The sequence below is a fragment of the Bacteroides sp. DH3716P genome (assembly GCF_025914115.1).
Lineage (GTDB): Bacteria > Bacteroidota > Bacteroidia > Bacteroidales > Bacteroidaceae > Bacteroides > Bacteroides ovatus.
In genome coordinates, this window is the sequence record NZ_CP083673.1 from 5,748,675 (window position 1) to 5,768,079 (window position 19,405).

The 19,405-nt window shown below is 40.9% G+C and carries 10 protein-coding genes and 1 pseudogene; 9 read left to right on the forward strand and 2 right to left on the reverse strand.

Annotated elements, in window-relative coordinates:
- Positions 1-18: 18 nt before the first annotated feature.
- The gene (locus tag KQP79_RS22045; RefSeq protein ID WP_061448477.1) at positions 19-1,869 is read right to left on the reverse strand and encodes a mechanosensitive ion channel family protein; all 1,851 of its coding nucleotides are present in this window, start codon (positions 1,867-1,869) and stop codon (positions 19-21) included.
- A 127-nt stretch (positions 1,870-1,996) separates the two neighbouring features.
- On the opposite strand from KQP79_RS22045, the gene KQP79_RS22050 reads away from it, so the two are divergent.
- Positions 1,997-2,986 carry a calcium/sodium antiporter gene (locus KQP79_RS22050; RefSeq protein ID WP_061448478.1) on the forward strand — a complete coding sequence of 330 codons (990 nt, stop codon included), beginning with the start codon at positions 1,997-1,999 and terminating at the stop codon, positions 2,984-2,986.
- 63 nt (positions 2,987-3,049) lie between these two features.
- Here KQP79_RS22050 and KQP79_RS22055 read toward each other — a convergent pair whose 3' ends face one another.
- Positions 3,050-4,618: a DUF4832 domain-containing protein gene (locus KQP79_RS22055; protein WP_004311101.1), complete on the reverse strand. Its 1,569-nt coding sequence runs from the start codon at positions 4,616-4,618 to the stop codon at positions 3,050-3,052.
- A 221-nt stretch (positions 4,619-4,839) separates the two neighbouring features.
- On the opposite strand from KQP79_RS22055, the gene KQP79_RS22060 reads away from it, so the two are divergent.
- The 8 genes and pseudogenes from KQP79_RS22060 to KQP79_RS25930 form a co-directional block, all read left to right on the forward strand.
- Positions 4,840-6,093, forward strand: coding sequence for a DUF2264 domain-containing protein (locus tag KQP79_RS22060; protein ID WP_008775250.1), 1,254 nt, complete (start codon positions 4,840-4,842; stop codon positions 6,091-6,093).
- A 215-nt stretch (positions 6,094-6,308) separates the two neighbouring features.
- Positions 6,309-7,226: an alkaline phosphatase gene (locus tag KQP79_RS22065; protein ID WP_004311099.1), complete on the forward strand. Its 918-nt coding sequence runs from the start codon at positions 6,309-6,311 to the stop codon at positions 7,224-7,226.
- Between the two features lie 1,240 nt (positions 7,227-8,466).
- Positions 8,467-11,532, forward strand: a complete 3,066-nt coding sequence (locus KQP79_RS22070; protein WP_008775253.1) for a SusC/RagA family TonB-linked outer membrane protein — start codon at positions 8,467-8,469, stop codon at positions 11,530-11,532.
- A gap of 34 nt (positions 11,533-11,566) precedes the next feature.
- Positions 11,567-13,198, forward strand: coding sequence for a RagB/SusD family nutrient uptake outer membrane protein (locus KQP79_RS22075; RefSeq protein ID WP_022200021.1), 1,632 nt, complete (start codon positions 11,567-11,569; stop codon positions 13,196-13,198).
- Positions 13,199-13,229: 31 nt separating this feature from the next.
- Complete coding sequence (locus tag KQP79_RS22080; RefSeq protein ID WP_032856135.1) at positions 13,230-14,792, forward strand: glycoside hydrolase; 1,563 nt, start codon at positions 13,230-13,232, stop codon at positions 14,790-14,792.
- A 23-nt stretch (positions 14,793-14,815) separates the two neighbouring features.
- Positions 14,816-16,000, forward strand: coding sequence for a hypothetical protein (locus KQP79_RS22085; RefSeq protein ID WP_004311095.1), 1,185 nt, complete (start codon positions 14,816-14,818; stop codon positions 15,998-16,000).
- A 192-nt stretch (positions 16,001-16,192) separates the two neighbouring features.
- Positions 16,193-17,380 (forward strand): glycosidase, encoded by a 1,188-nt coding sequence (locus KQP79_RS22090; protein ID WP_032856131.1) that lies wholly within the window; start codon positions 16,193-16,195, stop codon positions 17,378-17,380.
- 635 nt (positions 17,381-18,015) lie between these two features.
- Positions 18,016-19,324 (forward strand): annotated as a pseudogene (locus KQP79_RS25930) (SusC/RagA family TonB-linked outer membrane protein); the annotation flags it as partial.
- Between the last annotated feature and the right edge of the window lie 81 nt (positions 19,325-19,405).

Sequence of the window (19,405 nt, forward strand, 5' to 3'; positions counted from 1 at the left end):
CGGCGGTGACAGTAATAACTATTCAGATTTACTTTCTTCTCCCGCCTTATTGGAAGGATTGTTACTTTTCTGATATTCTTTGGGAGTGGTTGTCTCATTTCCATCCCGTACAGCCATATAGTGCGGCGACATAATTTCAATGCCGGCTTCATTAAATTTATCCTGAATATTCTGATGCAAATCCGAATAAATCTGTGCCATTTTATCTGCCTGTTTGATATAAGCATTAATTTGATAGACCGGATACCAATCGCTCAACGAAGTTTCCAACACAAACGGACGCGGATCGTCCACCACACCGGGAGTGTTCAACGCAGCATCAATCAGTATCTGATTAACCTGCCGCCAGGGAACATCATAACCGATAGATACTTCCGAGTGAATAATCAATCCATATTCACGGGCTGAAGTACTGTAGTTTACTGTATGAGACGACATGATAAATGAATTGGGAACAGTCACAACCTCATTTTTAGGAGTCCGGATACGGGTGACAAGAGGAGTTTTTTCGATGATATCACCTGTGGTATCATTCAATTTGATCCGGTCGCCCATCTTGAACGGACGCATATAAGTAATCACCAGTCCGGCAATAATATTACCGATAACCGTACTTGATCCGAGCGAAACGATCAATCCGACAAATACCGAAATACCTTGGAACACACCGGAATCGGAGCCCGGGAGATAAGGATAAATCATCGCAATCATAAATGCATAAAGCAGGAAACGGGCGATATGGAAAGTCGGCATCGCCCAGTCCGGGTAGAAGCCGTTGATTTTGAGTCGTCCTGCTTCCACTTCACGTGCCAGATACAAGACGAGACGTACCAGATACCTCACAGCATACCAAATAACGATAATGGTAAACAACTTAGGAATATAGTCAATGATACCCACAAAGATAGCGCGAATCGGATTCCATATATATCCTAACAGTTGATATGCCAGTCCTTCTGTCTGTGGGAAGATGATGAAAATCAACGGTACGGTAAACAGTAGCTGCAACCCCATCAGTATATACCGCCCGATACTGGACAGGAATACTAACAGGTTTGCCTGTTTCTGCGCATCCAGCAATTCATACCCCTGGATGGATACCGGTTTTATCTTCGTGTCTTTCAGACGCAAAATACGCGCTTTCAGTTTACGGAACAACCAGTTGGTCAAGCGGAACAGAAAATACTGTCCTACAATTACCAACACAAAATAGAGCACACGCTTTGCCATTCGCCAAAGTCCGTGCTCCGCCTTCATCTCATGCAGTTTGGTAATGACATTTTGTTGTCTTTCCTTAGCCAGCGAATCACGGGAGACTCCTTCCCACAAAGCGTCCTGATCGGTAAGAGAAAGCAGTACTTTGCTGCCGTACATCAAATCGGAAACAATGTCCGAATGGTCAATAGCAACAGAATCAGGTTTCAAATTAAAACGTCTTCCTATTTCTTCGATCGCTGCACCGGTCATCTGTGCACGTTGCTGGGGAGTATATCCGCCACGTTTGGTGAAAAGGTAAAATAAGGTATCACCGTCCGCCACTACCGGCATGCCCTTAGTGAACTGCCGCAGGGAGTCGATACGCTGACGCTGCTGTGCATATTTTACGGAGTCGGCGGTAGCCATCTGGAGCTTCATCTGCTCCATTTCCATCCGCATATTCGCCTCGTTGAGCCGGGCTTCTTCCAATGATTTCCGCATATTCACCAGATGGATAGAATCCGAATCCCGCTTCAAAGGAACATGTCTGCCCGTTATTGTATCTCCGGCAAATATCTTCTTAACCGCCTGTTCCAACTGTGCTTGCGCCCCGATTGCCAGGAAAGAAAAGAACAACACCAGTAACGACCGTTTTATTTTATTTATTTCCATACCTTATATTCCTTGATTATAATTAAGGTTAATCTAACATTTCATTAAAAACAGAGCAAACATACGGATTGTTTTTGACATTACCATTTACAAATTGATTATCTTTGCCACTAAAAGAGAAAAAAATATGAATATATTATTACTTATCGGGGGATTAATCCTCATTCTTCTAGGAGCTAACGGATTAACAGACGGTGCCGCCTCGGTAGCCAAGCGCTTTCACATCCCTCCCATCGTGATCGGACTTACCATCGTTGCATTCGGCACTTCTGCCCCGGAACTGACGGTCAGTGTATCTTCTGCTCTCAAAGGAAGCGCGGATATTGCCATAGGCAACGTGGTGGGAAGTAACATTTTCAATACGTTGATGATTGTGGGCTGCACGGCCTTATTCGCCCCGATTGTCATCACCCGCAATACACTTAGAAAAGAGATACCGCTCTGCATACTTTCTTCTATTGTCTTGCTGATTTGTGCCAATGATGTATTTCTAGATAAAGCTCCGGAGAATATCCTGAACAGAGTAGACGGCTTATTATTACTTTGTTTCTTTGTCATCTTCATGGGTTATACCTTTGCCATCGCCTCCAAGCCGGGCACAACGGAACAGGCGGGACAGATAGAAGCTCCGACCATAGAAGAGGAGACAGAAATCAAATCACTCCCCTGGTGGAAATCCATTCTTTATATCATCGGAGGCTTGGCTGCCCTTATTTTTGGAGGTCAGTTGTTTGTTGACGGCGCCACGGGCATCGCCCGCAACCTGGGTGTCAGCGAATCGATTATCGGACTGACACTGGTTGCAGGAGGTACTTCTCTTCCTGAACTGGCTACGTCTATCGTTGCCGCATTAAAGAAGAATCCGGAAATTGCCATTGGAAATGTGATCGGTAGTAACCTCTTCAATATATTCTTTGTACTGGGATGTAGCGCCAGCATCACTCCTCTCCATCTTAGCGGAATTACCAACTTCGACCTGTTTACGCTAGTAGGTTCCGGTATCCTGCTCTGGTTATTCGGGCTGTTCTTTGCCAAAAGGACTATCACGAGAATCGAAGGAGGGATTATGATACTTTGTTATGTGGCGTACACGGTGGTATTGATTTATAACACTTGAGAATAATAAAGAGGCTGTGTCAAAACTCTCCTTTCATTCATGCTGGTAAATTAAAACTAATCGTTATTTCACCTCAACAGTTGTCAATACATTAACGCCATATTTTCCGTCTTCAGACACCCACCAGGTGGTATTACCATTCGCACAGCGCAGGGCGTAACGAGGATTATATTTCAACCGTTCCGAACCATCGGGTATCCACAGACCCAGTCTGTATTCTCCGGCGGGCATTGAGCCTTGTAATTGAAGAGACTGATTTACAGAATGTACCAATGGCGTATATGCCGCGTCTCCCGGTTGGAACGGTTGCCAATCCAACGGGTTGGCTTTCGTCAGGAACTCGGTGACTTTCCCTTTGTCGTCAATCAACACAAAGTAGACAGGATGCTCCCCAAAGACAGTGGCAAAACCTCTGTTTACCAAGCCTAATTTCAGTCGGTTTTCCTTACCAGACTGTAACTTTTCCGGTAGTTGAAGCGACTGCAATTCAATCCGATAGCCAAGATGGTCGCGTATATAATCGAACATATTACGTTGTACCTTCGTTCCGTCCTGCTTCTGAAAATAGCTGTCGGATACAGGCATATGATGCTGACGAAGTGAATCTTCCGTTATCATTGTTTTCTTCCACACAATCATGGAGTATTCGGGAGGATTGTTCTCATCAAACCTGTTATTAGGATGCTGCTCTTTATAATTATGTATAATACTCAATGAAGTATAATGCTGGAGAAACAGGCGTCTCGCCGTTTGCATACCATCGATAATCCATCCTGCTGAAGGACTGTCCGGATCGGCACCTACACTCCAAAATCCCCAGGGAAGTTCACCGTCTACCACCAAATAAGGCGATTCTTTCACAATCTGGTCGAATTTGACAGTTCCTTCGTGCATATCAGCATCCCACCTGTCAGGCCGTATGACAATAAAGTCATCGTGGAACGAGAGTCTTTTATACAGTTCCGGTTTATCTTTCAACAGGTTCTTAAATTCCGGTAGTCTCACTTGTACATTTCTCTCTACGGGAACCACCGAAAGCAATTTTTCCAACACGGCTGCTTTTGTTTCTTCCGAGTTCTCCAAACCCTGAATAGAACTATGCCATTCTCCCCATGCACCGATCATGCCGGCTTGCACTACCAAAATCAGGTCTTTATTTTTCTCCAGGAAAGGTTTCAACTGGTCCAAATGTTCCAAAATCTGCTCTCCGGTAGGACCGACGGCGGCTCTCCCCATAAAGTCCCGCTCATAAGCAAAACGCAACACCGCTTTCTTACCCAACTTCTGTAGTTCATCAAAATAGGTTTGCATAGTTTGGAAGTTTTCCTCCGATAGTTTTTCACCTATTAAATAGGTAAGATAGAAATAGCTTTGAGCGAGTGACACACTGTCTGCTACATACTTTTCCGATAGTTCCAACAATTCCGTTGTCGGACGATCTTTCTCGTGCAACACATCCACCGCCGTCTCCAACCGGAATCCTCTTCCGGGATTATAGAGTCCATTTTCACCATGCAGATCATCCACACAAATTCCGCGAAACTCAAGAGTCCGTTGAGAATCACCACAGCCGCTTACCAGCAGGGCCAATAAAGCAGTCATCACACTGCCATACATCCAATTCTTCTTCATAGTAATATTTTGTTTGCAGGCAAATATATAACAAATCAAAACACGAACACAGATCACAACCCATTTCGCACAGGAAAGTATCAGTTTGGGATAAAAAAAGCAAAAGTATTAGTTAATGCTAAGATTGTATTTGTCTCGCAAGTTGAATAACCCTACCTTTGTCACAGCAGTCAGTAACAGTTAACTGACCATTAAAATAATCCTTAAACAGTAAATAATACATGAATAGATTAAATTGGTTCTTCTTACTAATAGTTACCGTTCTGTTGATTCCGGCAGAAAAGGCCACCGCAAAAAAGAAAACAGAAAAGTGTGACAGAGAAATATGGTGCGAAGTGATGTACCGGATGGCTGCTCCCGTATTAAGTAATATGAGCGAAGGAGCACTAAAACAAAATATGCTTGTCGAATTAAGCCCGACATGGGACGGCCGCAACAAAGATGTCACTTATATGGAATGTTTCGGACGACTGATGGCGGGACTGGCTCCCTGGTTGTCACTGCCGGATGATAACACCACAGAAGGCCCCCACCGTAAACAGCTCCGCGAATGGGCACTGAAAAGCTATGCCAATGCCGTAGACCCGAAAAGTCCGGACTATCTGTTATGGCGCCAGGAGGGTCAGACACTGGTAGACGCAGCCTATATCGCCGAAAGTTTTCTACGAGGCTATGATGCTTTATGGACACCGTTGGATAGCCTCACTAAACAACGTTACATCAATGAATTCACTCAACTCAGACGAGTTGATCCGTCATACAGCAACTGGTTATTGTTCAGTGCAACTGTTGAATCGTTTCTTCGAAAAGCAGGCGCACCCAGCGACACCTACCGTATAAGTTCTTCCTTACGGAAGATAGAAGAATGGTACGTAGGTGACGGCTGGTATTCGGACGGCCCCAACTTCGCATTCGATTATTACAATAGTTTCGTGATACATCCTATGTATATAGAATCACTGGAAATAATCACCGAAGCCGGCAAACACAAAAATATATGGAATATGCCCGGCTGCGATTATCAGAAAGCAATCACACGGGCACAACGATTCGGCATGATTCTCGAGCGGCTTATTTCTCCGGAAGGAACACTACCCGTTGTCGGACGTTCCATCACTTACCGCACCGGTTCCCTGCAAACTTTAGCCTTACTCGCCTGGCGAAAATGGCTTCCCAAAGAATTAACAAACGGACAAGTACGTGCCGGCATGACTGCTGTTATCGAGCGTATGTTTGGCAACGACCGCAACTTCAATGAAAAAGGTTTTCTAACACTGGGCTTCAACGGTTCACAACCCGGCATCTCCGATTATTACACCAATAACGGCAGCTTATATATGGCGTCACTTGCCTTCCTGCCGTTAGGTCTTCCCGCAGATGATCCGTTCTGGACAGATGCCGCACAGCCTTGGACTTCGAAAAAAGCATGGGATGGAGATGATTTTCCAAGAGATCATTCTTATCACGAGAAATAAGTGATAATCAGCATCATATAATAGTTTCCAGTTGTACTGGAAACTATTATCCATTCACACTGAAAAAACAAATAAAAAGCAATTTGTATAAAAGTATTGGTATATGCTAATATTATATTTGTCTCCTTTTCACAATAGCCCTACCTTTGCTTATCGTCAATGATGACGGCTCATTAAACAACGAATAAAACATTAACCATTTAAATAAAAGTATCATGAATAGACAAAACCTTTTAACATTGCTCGCTACATTCGCATTACTCTTCTGTTTCACATATTTTTGTAATGCCAAAGGAAAAGACAAGGCCAAACACGTTGTTTTCATCGGTTTAGATGGCTGGGGCGCATATAGCCTACCCAAAGCAGATATGCCTAATGTCAAAAAATTAATGGAAGACGGTTCTTATACATTAAAGAAACGTTCGGCACTTCCTTCTTCCAGCGCCATCAACTGGGCATCCATGTTTATGGGAGCCGGACCGGAACTTCACGGATATACCGAATGGGGATCCAAAACACCTGAACTTCCGTCGCGTGTATTGAACAAGAACGGAATCTTCCCGACTGTATTCCAATTGCTGCGCGACGCCCGTCCGGAAGCAGAAATCGGTTGCCTCTACGAATGGGAAGGTATCAAATATTTAGTGGACACCCTTTCTCTGAACTATCATTATCATGTTGCCGATTGCAACAAAACTCCCAAAGAATTAGGCAATATGGCATCAGCCTATATAAAAGAGAAACATCCGGCCCTTGTTGCCATCTGCTACGACGGCCCCGACCATACCGGACATACTGAAGGACATGATACTCCCGCCTATTATGAAAAACTCAAAGAGTTGGATATATATGTCGGTCAAATTGTCCAGGCTGTAAAAGACGCAGGAATCCTTGATGATACTATTTTTATATTAACTTCCGACCACGGCGGCATTGACAAAGGACACGGTGGCAAGACAATGCAAGAAATGGAAACAGCTTTCATCATTTCCGGCAAGAATATTAAAAAAGGACTTCGTTTTGATGACGTAAGCATGATGCAATATGATGTAGCTTCTACCATAGCATCTATTTTCAATCTCGAACAACCACAAGTCTGGATAGGCAGACCGATGAAGATTGTTTTCAAATAATCACTCTTTTCTCCATACTCATCTTATTTACTGAAACAAATACAGCAATAATCTTTCAATATACTGAAAGATTATTGCTGAAATATAGTCATTATACAAAAAGTCTACTCACTGAAAAAATGACTCTTCTTAAAAAAAGAATATCTAAACAGTCTGGAAAGGCATTAATTACATCCACCGTTTGAAAAGAATAGAAAAGCGCCGGCATTTACAAGTACAAAAATCTTTTTTATTATTATTTAAATGATTCCCCAATCAAATCGCAACATTTTTCCTTCTTTACCTACCATTTAAAAGGAATAAATTCGAATATTACACATTCCTGTCACTGTCTTGTTCTCAACATTTATAATAAACCAGAGGGAAAACAAGCACTCAATACCCCCTTCACATCTTCCTCACCGAGAAACAATAGCTTCTCCGGTGAGAAACAAACCGATGCACACCGAGGAACACCTCATTGGTTTTAAAGTAACAAGTGCTTTACGAACAGGAAAAGATGCATATTCCGTATAGTTTTATACAATATCAGCTTATATTTTCGTATATACATGCAGCTATTTATGCAATATCTTCTATAGTTCATCAATTTTAGCATAATCACTTTTCAACAAAATCTTAAAAATAGCACATTAATAGAGAAAAGATATGCAACTTTCAACTATGGTATCAGCCAAATTCCGGAATTATTAAAACGAGAAAAAGGCACAACCATTTGCTGCCTGCAAACAGCAAATGATTATATACCCAATTTTGAAGATGAAGTTTATCGCAGATCCAATGGAACCAAATAGTAAATCAAAGCCATTCATTCTTTATTTCATTTATCTTCTGCCGGAAATTTTTATATATCCCAGAGGGCATTATATAAATCAGGCTTTAATATTCATACCAATAAATTCGTCAATTAATGGTATTTAAGTATCACATTAAAGAAATTATATTGTCTTTTTTACTCATATTTATGCTTTTTGTTAATATTGTATTAGTATTTGATAAAATTATATTTGTCCCTCGTACTAAACCACCCTACCTTTGCTCCCAGATTCAAACAATATAAAATTATATATGCAATGAAAAACAAATTATTTTATCTTATTGGAGTAGCACATCTATTAAGTTACATCAGTAAATAGACTTCCAGTGTAAGCAATGTTGATGGAAAATATTCCCTATTGCCACTCACAATTAACAAAACGAATTATACGTCTAAGAGTTTATAAATCTAATGCAATAAATCATGAGTAAAAAAATTCATTTCTTACTTTTCTTCTTTCTCTGCCTAGCCAGTATTCCATTGGTAGCCCAGAATATTGAAGTTAAAGGAGTCGTAACAGAAGCTACGACTAACGAGCCCTTACCAGGAGTCACAGTAAAAGTTAAAGGAAAAGACACTGGTACAGTTACAAATATGGACGGTAAATATACCGTTAAAGCCAATAAAGGCGACATACTGGTATTCTCTACAATAGGTATGAAAAGTATAGAGCATACAATATCATCTAACGCTCCGATTAATGTCAGTATGGAAGAAGACAATGTGGCTCTCGAACAAGTAGTTGTCATCGGATATGGTACAGCAAAGAAAAGTCACCTTTCCGGAGCTGTAAGTTCAGTAGGCGCAAAAGAACTGAATGGTGCCGTTGCCACAAATGCAGGTACAGCACTCCAAGGTAAAATTGCAGGTGTATCCGTAACAAGTACTAGCGGTGACCCGAATGAAGGAATGACCATTAACGTACGTGGTATCAGTTCTCTCTCTAGCAATGATCCACTTTACGTCATTGACGGTTCTTTCGGAGACCTTAGCATGGTAGATCCATCAGATATTGCTTCCATTGAAGTGTTGAAGGATGCGGCTGCCGCCGCTATTTATGGTTCTCGTGCAGCCGGTGGCGTTGTATTAGTAACTACTAAAAGCGGTCGTAAAGACATGCCTACAAAGCTTGAGGTAAACTTTTTCACAGGTTTCAGCCAGACACCGAAAAAACTGAAAGTATTTAATGGTGAAGAATACAGCCGCTTCGCACGTTATTATAAACTGTCTGCTGATGGTTACGGTAACGAGGTCGGTGCTGTTCCCTTTGTAGGTGAAGGTACTGATTGGCAAGAGGTAATGCTTCGCACCGCAATGACATACAAAGCAAACGCAAACATCAGCGGAGGTTCCAAGACAAGTTCATATAGTGCGTCCGCAAGCTATTTAAATAAGGAAGGAATTCTCCGTAACACTAGCCACGAATCTTACAATATTCGTTTGAAAAGTGACTATTCTTTTCTGGATAATAGGTTGGTTATCGGTGAGTCGCTGATTGTTCGCTTATCTAAAGGAGAAGGAAACATCAATCAAGATACAATGGGAGAAATCTTGCGTTTTCCCTCAGTCGTACCGGTATTTGATCCGACAAACTCTACAGGATGGGGAACTTCGGCCGATATCAATCTCCCGAACCCGTATGCATATTACTCAACGGTGAACAAAAACAATGAGAAAACTCAAATTTTCCTCAACGCTTATTTACAAGCTGAAATAATTAAAGGTTTAAAGTATAAGTTGAATCTCGGACTTAGAAAGGATCATAACAGGAGCCGCACATATACAGGCATTTACGATTTGGGATCTGCTGGTAAAAACGATGCTCCAGACCTAAGTGAGGGATCATCCGATTACGAATCGTGGGTTTTGGAGAATACGTTGAACTATGACAAGGTATTCGGTAAGCATAATATTTCTGCATTGGTTGGTTATTCTGCACAAAAAGACAAGAGCTATGGATTGAACGGTAGCAACACGGATATTCCAGAGTTCATCTACACTATGACAGGTAACGTTAAGACAATGACAGCCTCTAGTTCATTGAAGGAATTAACTCTCGTGTCGCTCTTCGGACGTGTGATGTATACTTATGACGACCGCTACCTGTTTTCAGCTTCTATCCGTCGTGACGGTTCTTCACGCTTCCAAAAAAGACATCGATTCGGCAGCTTCCCTTCAGCATCCATCGGGTGGAATATCAATCGTGAAAAATTCTTCAAACCGCTGGAAAATATATTTGACCAATTCAAATTCCGTTTCAGCTATGGTAAACTAGGCAATCAGCAAATGGACAACTACTATCCCACTATTAGCATAGTATCCGATGGCATGAATTACCTTCAAGGAAATAATATATGGTTCGGTCAGTTACCCAACGTTACCGCAGTCTCACCTACCAACCTGACTTGGGAAAGTACGGAAACTTTTAACGTGGGACTTGATTTAAGCATGCTGAACGGTAAATTGACATTGACCGCCGATGCTTATGTAAAAAACACAAATGACGTATTACTACCCATTCCTGTTTCAGGTTCAGCTGGTATCAGCGGACTTCCTATCCTAAACGCTGGACAAGTACGCAATAAAGGATTTGAACTATCTGTAAACTGGCGCAGCAATATCGGCGATAATTTCAACTATTATATAGGTGCAAACGTCACTACAGAGAAAAATAAAGTAACGAAGATTACGGCTGGAGGCGACGATATGGGTATTTCAGGTTATTCCGCTCACGCCGCTGCCAAAAATGGTATCAACAGATTTGAAAAAGGGCATCCTATGTCTTACTTCTATCTAGTTGAAAGTGATGGAATTTTCCGCACTCAAGAAGAAATTGACAATTACAAGAATAAGGATGGCAGACAAATACAACCGGGTGCACAACCGGGAGACGTTCGTTACAAAGACTGGAATGGTGATGGTATGATTGATGAAAATGACCAACATGATGTAGGCAATCCGTTCCCGGATTTCTCATTCGGTCTGCGCATGGGAGGCGAATGGAAAGGATTTGACTTCAATCTTTTCTTTGATGGTATGACTGGTAACAAAATATATAATTATCAACGTTATTGCCTCGAATCTGGCAAGTTCAATGGCAACTACAGCACGAAGTTGGCTAACTCATGGAGACCGGACAATCAGAACACAGACATTCCTCGTTTCTCTAAAACAGATGGGATAGACAATGGTTTAGCCTTTACCGACAGATGGCTGGAAGATGGTTCTTACTTCCGGCTGAAAACACTAGATATCGGTTATTCCCTTCCTAAGAGCCTGTTAAAGAAGGTAAAACTGGAAAATGTAAGAATCTATACATCAATGGAAAACCTGTTCACATTAAGTAAATATTCCGGCTATTCCCCTGACCTCGGTCAAAGTGGCAGCGTAGATATCGGAGTGGGTTACAACGTATTCTCAAGAGGAGTAGACCAAGGACGCTATCCACTCCCGCGTACTATCTCATTTGGTATTCAGGTTAGTTTATGATACAATGATAAAATCCACTAATTGAATTAATAACATGAAAAAGAATTGGTTATCATATATATGCATGGCAACTCTCTTATCCGGAGCACTGACTTCATGCAACGAAAATAAATTTCTGGATCTGAAAGATCCTAATCATTTCACGGAAGAAAACTTCTGGAGAAATAAAGCGGATGTAGAAAGCGGTCTTGCCGCTGCTTATTCCCCCATAAAATATCAAATGTACGGTTATTACGGAGCATTTGACGGATGGTTAAATTTAAATAGTCGTGGTGATGATATTTTTACGGTTCTGAATGAAGAACCTTCTATGTGGACCATCGCAACATTTCAAAACTCAACTACTACCGGATATGATCCGTATGGAGCGCTTTATGCTGGTATCCAACGTGCCAATCTTGTAATAAAAAACATCGATAAAATTCCAGCGGCAGGAATTAGTGAGGAAGACCGATCCATGATTAAAGGAGAGGCACTCTTTTTAAGAGGATTCCAATATTTCCTATTAGTTCATAATTATAAAGAAGTTCCTCTACGTTTAATTCCGTCTAACGAAGACGAAAGCAATAAACCCGCGGCTAAAGAAGAACAAATTTGGAAACAAGCAGAGGATGATTTAAAAAATGCTATAAATAGCAATATTCCCGTCACTCGTTCCGGTGACGAGAAAGGACGTATTGAGAAAGGAGCAGCCATCGCTATGCTTGGAAAAGTATATTTATACCAGCACAAGTATCCAGAAGCAAAAGCCCAACTGGAACTATTGACGAAAGCCCCTTATTATCCAGGACGTTACGACTTAATTGAAAACTTTGCCGAGAATTTTACTACAGCGAATGAGAACAATAAGGAATCTGTTTTCGAATTGCAATATAGTAGTGATGGTGAATTGACATGGGGTAACGAAAGCGGTATCAACCTAGGTAACTCACTTCCAACATTTGTAGGTCCGGTTGCCGCCGGTGGTTGGGCTAAGCTTATGCCTTCCAGCTTTGCCGTCGGCCAGTTTGTGAAAGAAGAACGTCCTGCCGGTTCGGATACGAAGTATGACAAACGCATGTATGCAAGCTTATTTTTCAATCCCGAAGCTATGGGAGATGTAGTGAAGAACGAGAAATGGTATGGAGGAAGCCGTTCTATGGAACAACTTTGGGATGGCAATAGCGGTAAAATGAGTGGTGGTGCTCCATCTTACAGTCAAGGTGACGGTAAGTTTTTGCTAAAAAAATACACTGCATATTTTGTAAATGCTTCTGATGCTGATATTATGGGTCATAAGGAAGGGAAAGCAAACAATTTACGAGCTATGCGATTCTCAGAAGTGCTGTTAATGTACGCCGAAGCTTGTGCCAAAACAAACGATGTAAACGGGGCAAACACCGCATTGAAGCTCGTTCGCAAAAGAGCAGGATTAGCTGATAAGACATTTGCCCAATCGGACTTGATGTTAGAAATAGAGCACCAATGCTTGCTCGAGTTCTTTGGTGAAGGACATCGTTTTGACGACCTAAAACGCTGGTATACCACTGAAGAGATTAAAAATATTTTCACTGAAAATGAAAAACAGGGAGCAGAATACTTTCAAGAAAAACATAAATATTACCCTATTCCTTCCGGAGAGTTGAACAACAATGATGCCATGGTACAAACTGAACTATGGAGATAATATTTTTACAACCAATTTATACTTAGAATATATGAAGAAGATATACTCATTATTATTTGTAGCATTATTCCTATTCTTAGGATATTCATGTGACGATGGAAGTTTAGACCATAGTGATGTTTTTATCCCGGAACCAGTTGAAGAAAATTTTGACGATGACGGAATTGCACCAGAACCTACAACTACCGCTGTTGTAAGAATGAAAATCAGAGAAGAAAACAAACATCAAGTAATTGATGGCTTCGGCTGTGCCTTCTGCGGATGGTCACATCGTATTTGGAATACGATGCAGCGTGACGCAGTGATAGAAGACCTGTTTAGTGAAAACGGTTTGGATTTAAATATTTTCCGGGGCGAAATATTCCCGTCTTACGGTAATCCAACTACAGGAGACATTGAATTCAAGATGGATCGCAATTTTATGTTGCAACCCGATGATCCTTCTATGATTAATAACTACTGGCGAAACTACAATGGTGAAGAGTGCGGAGAACAATGTCAACTTGGCCAAATGTGGTTAGTTGACCTTATAAGTAGAAAATATAAAGATGTCAATTTCTTCTTTTCAGTTTGGTGTCCTCCTATCAAATGGAAAAGCAATAACAAACTTAATGGTGGAAGCCTCAAGTCGGAATATTACGATGAATATGCCCAATATCTATTGGATTTCGTCGATGCATATGAACAAAAATTCGGCATTGACATATATGCATTATCAGGATGGAATGAACCGGATAAACTTGCTAGTTTAGGTGGTTGGGCAACCTGTGCATGGTCTGAAGAAGAAATGGCTAAATTTGTCCTCGAAAAACTTCGTCCAGCGATGGAGAAAAGAGGCCACAGTGATATGAAACTTGTTTATGCAGAAAATGCCCAGTGGAAATGGGCGGTCGATTTTATCAATAATAGTTTAAAAAAATATCCGGAACTGGTAGATCCAAATTTCATTGTAGCCGGTCATGGATATTCTACAAGAGATGAAAATGTCATTCCTTTTGAAGAGGCAGAAAAGCGCAATGTCCACATGTGGCAAACAGAACTTAGTGATGATAAAGGTCGCCAAGAGACATGGCCGGATGCAATGAAATGGGCTAAAACTTTTCATGCTTATATGGCAAATGCCAATATGAGTGCCTTTGTATGGTGGTCAGGTGCACGTCCTTGCAGCACTACGGGCGAAAACCTAATTCAATTAGAAGAGGCATTACCTAGTACATACTATTACAGAGTTCCACGCTACTATACTTTTGGACAGTTCAGCAAATTTATTGAGCAAAATGCCGTACGTGTAGACGTAGAAGCTATTTCTTCAGAAACAGATAAACTCCCCGAAGACTTGTTGGTTTCTGCTTATGTGAAAGATGACACCTACACTATTGTACTAATCAATTTATCTCAAAAAGAATCATTCTCTACATTGATTGAGATTGAAGGAGTGGAATTCCAAAATATGAGAACATATACTTCCAGTGAATATGTGAAGTGGAAACACAAAAAGATCAATCCGTCTCAAAGCGGTTTACGTTCTATTACCGTTCCCAAATATAGTGTTGTAACTGTGACTGGTAAAATGAAAAACCATGAAGTTGAATAACGAATTATAAATTAGAGAATATCATGAAAAGAAATATAATACACTTAACAGGAATCGCACTTTGTGCAATCGGATTATTTTCCGGTTGTAATGAAGACTTACCTAGTTACACAAGTCTGACTGTGGATGCAGAGACATTGACAATTAATTTAGATGAGACAACCGAAGGGAGTTTTAATATTACTGGGGGCAATAGCGGATACAAAGTGTCTAGTTCAAATGCTGCAGTAGCGACAGCAGTTATTTCGGGCAATGAGGTGATTGTAACAGGTTTGAAATATGGTACTGCAACGTTAACCGTTATCGACTGGACTAAGAATTCGGCAAATGTGAAAGTAGTGGTAGCTCAAGAACAGGAGTTAGCAGTAAAAACAAGTTCCACGACTATGTTCTTTGAAGAACACAAAACGCTCGAAATATATACTGGAAATGGAGGATATAGCATAACATCTTCCAATGAGTCAGTAGCAACAGCAAAAATCAGTGAAGATGGAAAAATAGAAATCACTTCTTCTATCGTTCCGGGTACTGCAATACTAACCGTGAAAGACAGTCACAACAAAACAGCCGAGATTGCTGTGAAAGTAATAAAGAGGCTGGTAGTAGATAATAGTGAAGATATTACTTATCTAATAACAAGCGAACCCGTTACGATTAAAATTTTGGATGGAAATGGTGAATATACTTGCACTCCCCCCAACTACTCCTCATCCTATCTCAAATGTACGATGGCAGAAAATGGAACAGAAGTTATTATTGAAGGATTGAAAAGAAACTATTTCAATAAAGCAATCACCATCAAGGACAAAGAAGGACAATCCATTGACATTCATATCAAGACTATTGATGAACCTTATTGGGAAAATCCAAGTTATCGTTACTTAATAGCTGGTTCTTATGCTTATCAGTATCTTTCTACAGCAAAAGTTGGTGAAGCTATTTATTCTGAAGAACTTAATATTTCGCTACTAACAATAAAGAGTACAGGAAGTTATGCTTCCGGATTTGCAGTCCAATTTACCGGTAATCTTGAAGAAGGAGCAAAGACCAATGCTGTACTTTATAAAGTTGCTAAAAATGCAATAGATAAAAATGTTGCCTATTCAATAGAAGACTGTAAAATAGATAAAGTAGAAGATGGCTGGTATTGGGTTAGCTTCTTGGAACCCGGTTACACCGTTCGTTCTTACTTTATCACTAAGCAATAATTTATAAACTTGACATATCCGTTTAAAAGCACCCCCATACTTTTAGAATGATAAAACATAAAAAGAAACTGTTCGTACAACACAGTATGCATTTCATGTCTATCTGCATTGTGAACAGTTTCTTTTTATCTTGTCAAGAAGATGCAAGGGAAATGGACTGCAAATCTTTATCTCTTAATATGTTGAATTGATATGAATAGATACAATAATAGACTTCATATTCTAAAAAAAGAACATGAGTCACTTATCTCACGTAAAAATAAGATGATATTTTCCGAAAATGGAATATTCGAGCGCTATAAATATCCTATCCTGACAGCTGCTCATACTCCCTTGGAATGGCGTTATGATTTGAATCCGGAAACAAATCCATACCTAATGGAACGAATCGGAGTAAATGCCACCATGAATTCGGGAGCTATCAAATGGAATGGAAAGTATCTAATAATAGTACGTGTAGAAGGAAACGACCGAAAATCATTCTTCGCCATTGCCGAAAGTCCGAATGGCATAGACAACTTCCGTTTTTGGGAATACCCGATACATTTGCCGGACACAGACCCAAGTGAAACAAACGTCTACGACATACGTTTGACGACCCATGAAGATGGCTGGATTTATGGAATCTTCTGTAGCGAGAGTCTTGACCCGAACGCTGCACCAGGCGACCTGTCTTCCGCCATAGCCAAAGCAGGCATCGTGCGTACTAAAGACTTAAAAAGCTGGGAACGGCTGCCAAACCTGATTTCCCAAAGTCAGCAACGCAATGTTGTATTACATCCGGAATTTGTTAATGGCAAATATGCACTGTACACCCGTCCACAGGATAACTTTATCGACGCCGGCAACGGAGGAGGTATTGGCTGGGCGCTTATAGATGACATTACCCATGCAGAAGTGAAAGAAGAAATCATTATAAACCACCGTCATTACCATACAATAAAAGAGGTAAAGAATGGCGAAGGTCCCCATCCTATCAAAACCCCCAAAGGATGGTTGCACCTCGCCCACGGTGTACGTGCTTGCGCTGCCGGACTGCGTTATGTGCTCTATCTGTATATGACATCTCTGGAAGATCCGACAAAGATAATCGCTGAGCCGGGTGGATACTTAATAGCTCCGGTAGATGAGGAAAGAATAGGTGATGTCTCCAATGTGCTCTTCTCGAATGGGTGGATTGCAGACGAGGACGGAACAGTGTATATCTATTACGCATCTTCCGATACCCGCATGCACGTAGCAACTTCCACCGTAGACAGGCTGATAGATTATTGTCTTCACACCCCGGCAGACGGTTTACGCTCTGCTGCTTCTGTAGAAAACATTTGCAAGCTCATAGAAGCTAACAAATATGTAATGGCAGAACAGGTTTATTTTTAAGGTAATGTGAGCTCAATACTTGAGCAGTATTAGTTGCCCGTCATTGACAAATTCCACGTCAATGACGGGCTTCTTATAAAGCAGGACACAAACCGACATAGATAAGTGCGTATTGCAGGTGAAATAACGCTTATCAAAAGTGCGCATTGCAGGGTATAAATAGGGAATTATTTCCTCTCTTTTTTATTTCTTATAAGTTATAGAATAAACCAATATAGCTATCTTATTTCTTATACGAAACAGAACAATAGAAGTAATATTCAAACAATCGATAGCAAAATAGTATCATTTATTCAAATATAATAATACCATATTTCTTTCTTATAATACCACAATTCCTTTTTTAAATATAATAAAAAAGACAGAAATATACAATATACTGGTTGCACAAACATAATAAGCAAAGCCTATATAGCTTATAAACAGAATATTTGGGCTTCACTTACAAGGTATGAGTTCTTAATCAACAATTAATTACACAAGAAAACAAGAAGCAAAATTGTATCAGAAGCGGCTAAAATAATATTTGCCATACATGCCATTATCCTCTACTTTTGCATCAGACGATTATCAGTTGAAATTTCCATGGATCGATTGATAATTGAACTAGAGTTATAAATCTAATGCAATAAATTATGAGAAGAAAAATTCATTTCTTACTATTCTTATTTCTCTGCATGGCTAGTATTCCACTAGCAGCCCAAGACATTGAAGTGAAAGGAGTAGTAACAGAAGCTACGACAAATGAACCTTTACCTGGAGTCACGGTAAGAGTTAAAGACAAAGACACCGGCACAATAACAGATGCAGATGGTAAATACTCCATCAAAGCAGGCAAAGGGAATACACTAGTATTCTCAACAATAGGTATGAAACAAATAGAAAGAGCTGTTACATCCGGAGCCCCAATCAATGTCACAATGGAAGAAGACAATATCGCTCTTGAGCAGGTGGTAGTGATCGGTTATGGTACAGTAAAGAAAAGTCATCTTTCGGGTGCTGTAGGCTCAGTCAGCGCAAAAGAGCTTAACGGACAGGTGGCTTCCAATGCCGCAACAGCCTTACAAGGAAAGATTCCCGGAGTATCAGTGGCAAGTTCCAGCGGTGACCCCAATGGAAGCATGACGATCAATGTACGTGGTATCAGTTCATTATTTAATAATGACCCGCTTTATGTAAAGCGACGGATCATTTGGTGACATCAGTATGGTCGATCCTAACGACATCACGTCTATTGAGGTATTGAAAGATGCCGCCTCAGCAGCTATCTACGGTTCACGCGCGGCAGGTGGCGTCATCCTTATCACGACTAAAAGCGGTCGCAAAGACACTCCTACCAAACTGGACATCAACCTCTTTACAGGTATCAGCCATAATCCTAAAAAGCTGAATGTTTTCAATGGAGAAGAATATAGCCGCTTTGCCCGTTACTATAAATTGGCTGGTGACGGCTTCGGAGCTGAAACGGGTGCAGTTCCTTTCGTCGGAGAAGGAACAGACTGGCAGGATGTCATGCTGAATACAGCCATGACCTACAAGGCCAACGCAACCATCAGCGGCGGTTCTAAAACCGGAGCCTATAGCGCATCTATAAGCTACCTGAACAAAGAAGGTATCCTGCGCAATACCGACCACGAGTCTTATAACATCCGCCTGAAAAGCGACTATTCTTTCCTGAATAACCGACTAACTATCGGACAGTCTATGATTGTTCGCCTGGCTCAAGGAAAAGGTAATATTGATCAGGATACAATGTTCGGTATCTTGCAATTCCCTTCAGTAGTTCCGGTATATGATCCGACCAATGCAACCGGATGGGGTACTTCTGCCAATATCAACCTGCCGAATCCTCTAGGATACTCTAATGTAATAGACAACACTAACGAAAGCACCAGAATTTTCCTGAATGCTTACCTGCAAGCCGAAATCATTAAGGACTTAAAATAAACAGATAGCTAAAAAGTAAATTTGAGAAAAGCGTAGCGATTCAACTGAAAGAGTGGTCGTTACGCTTTTGCTTTTGAT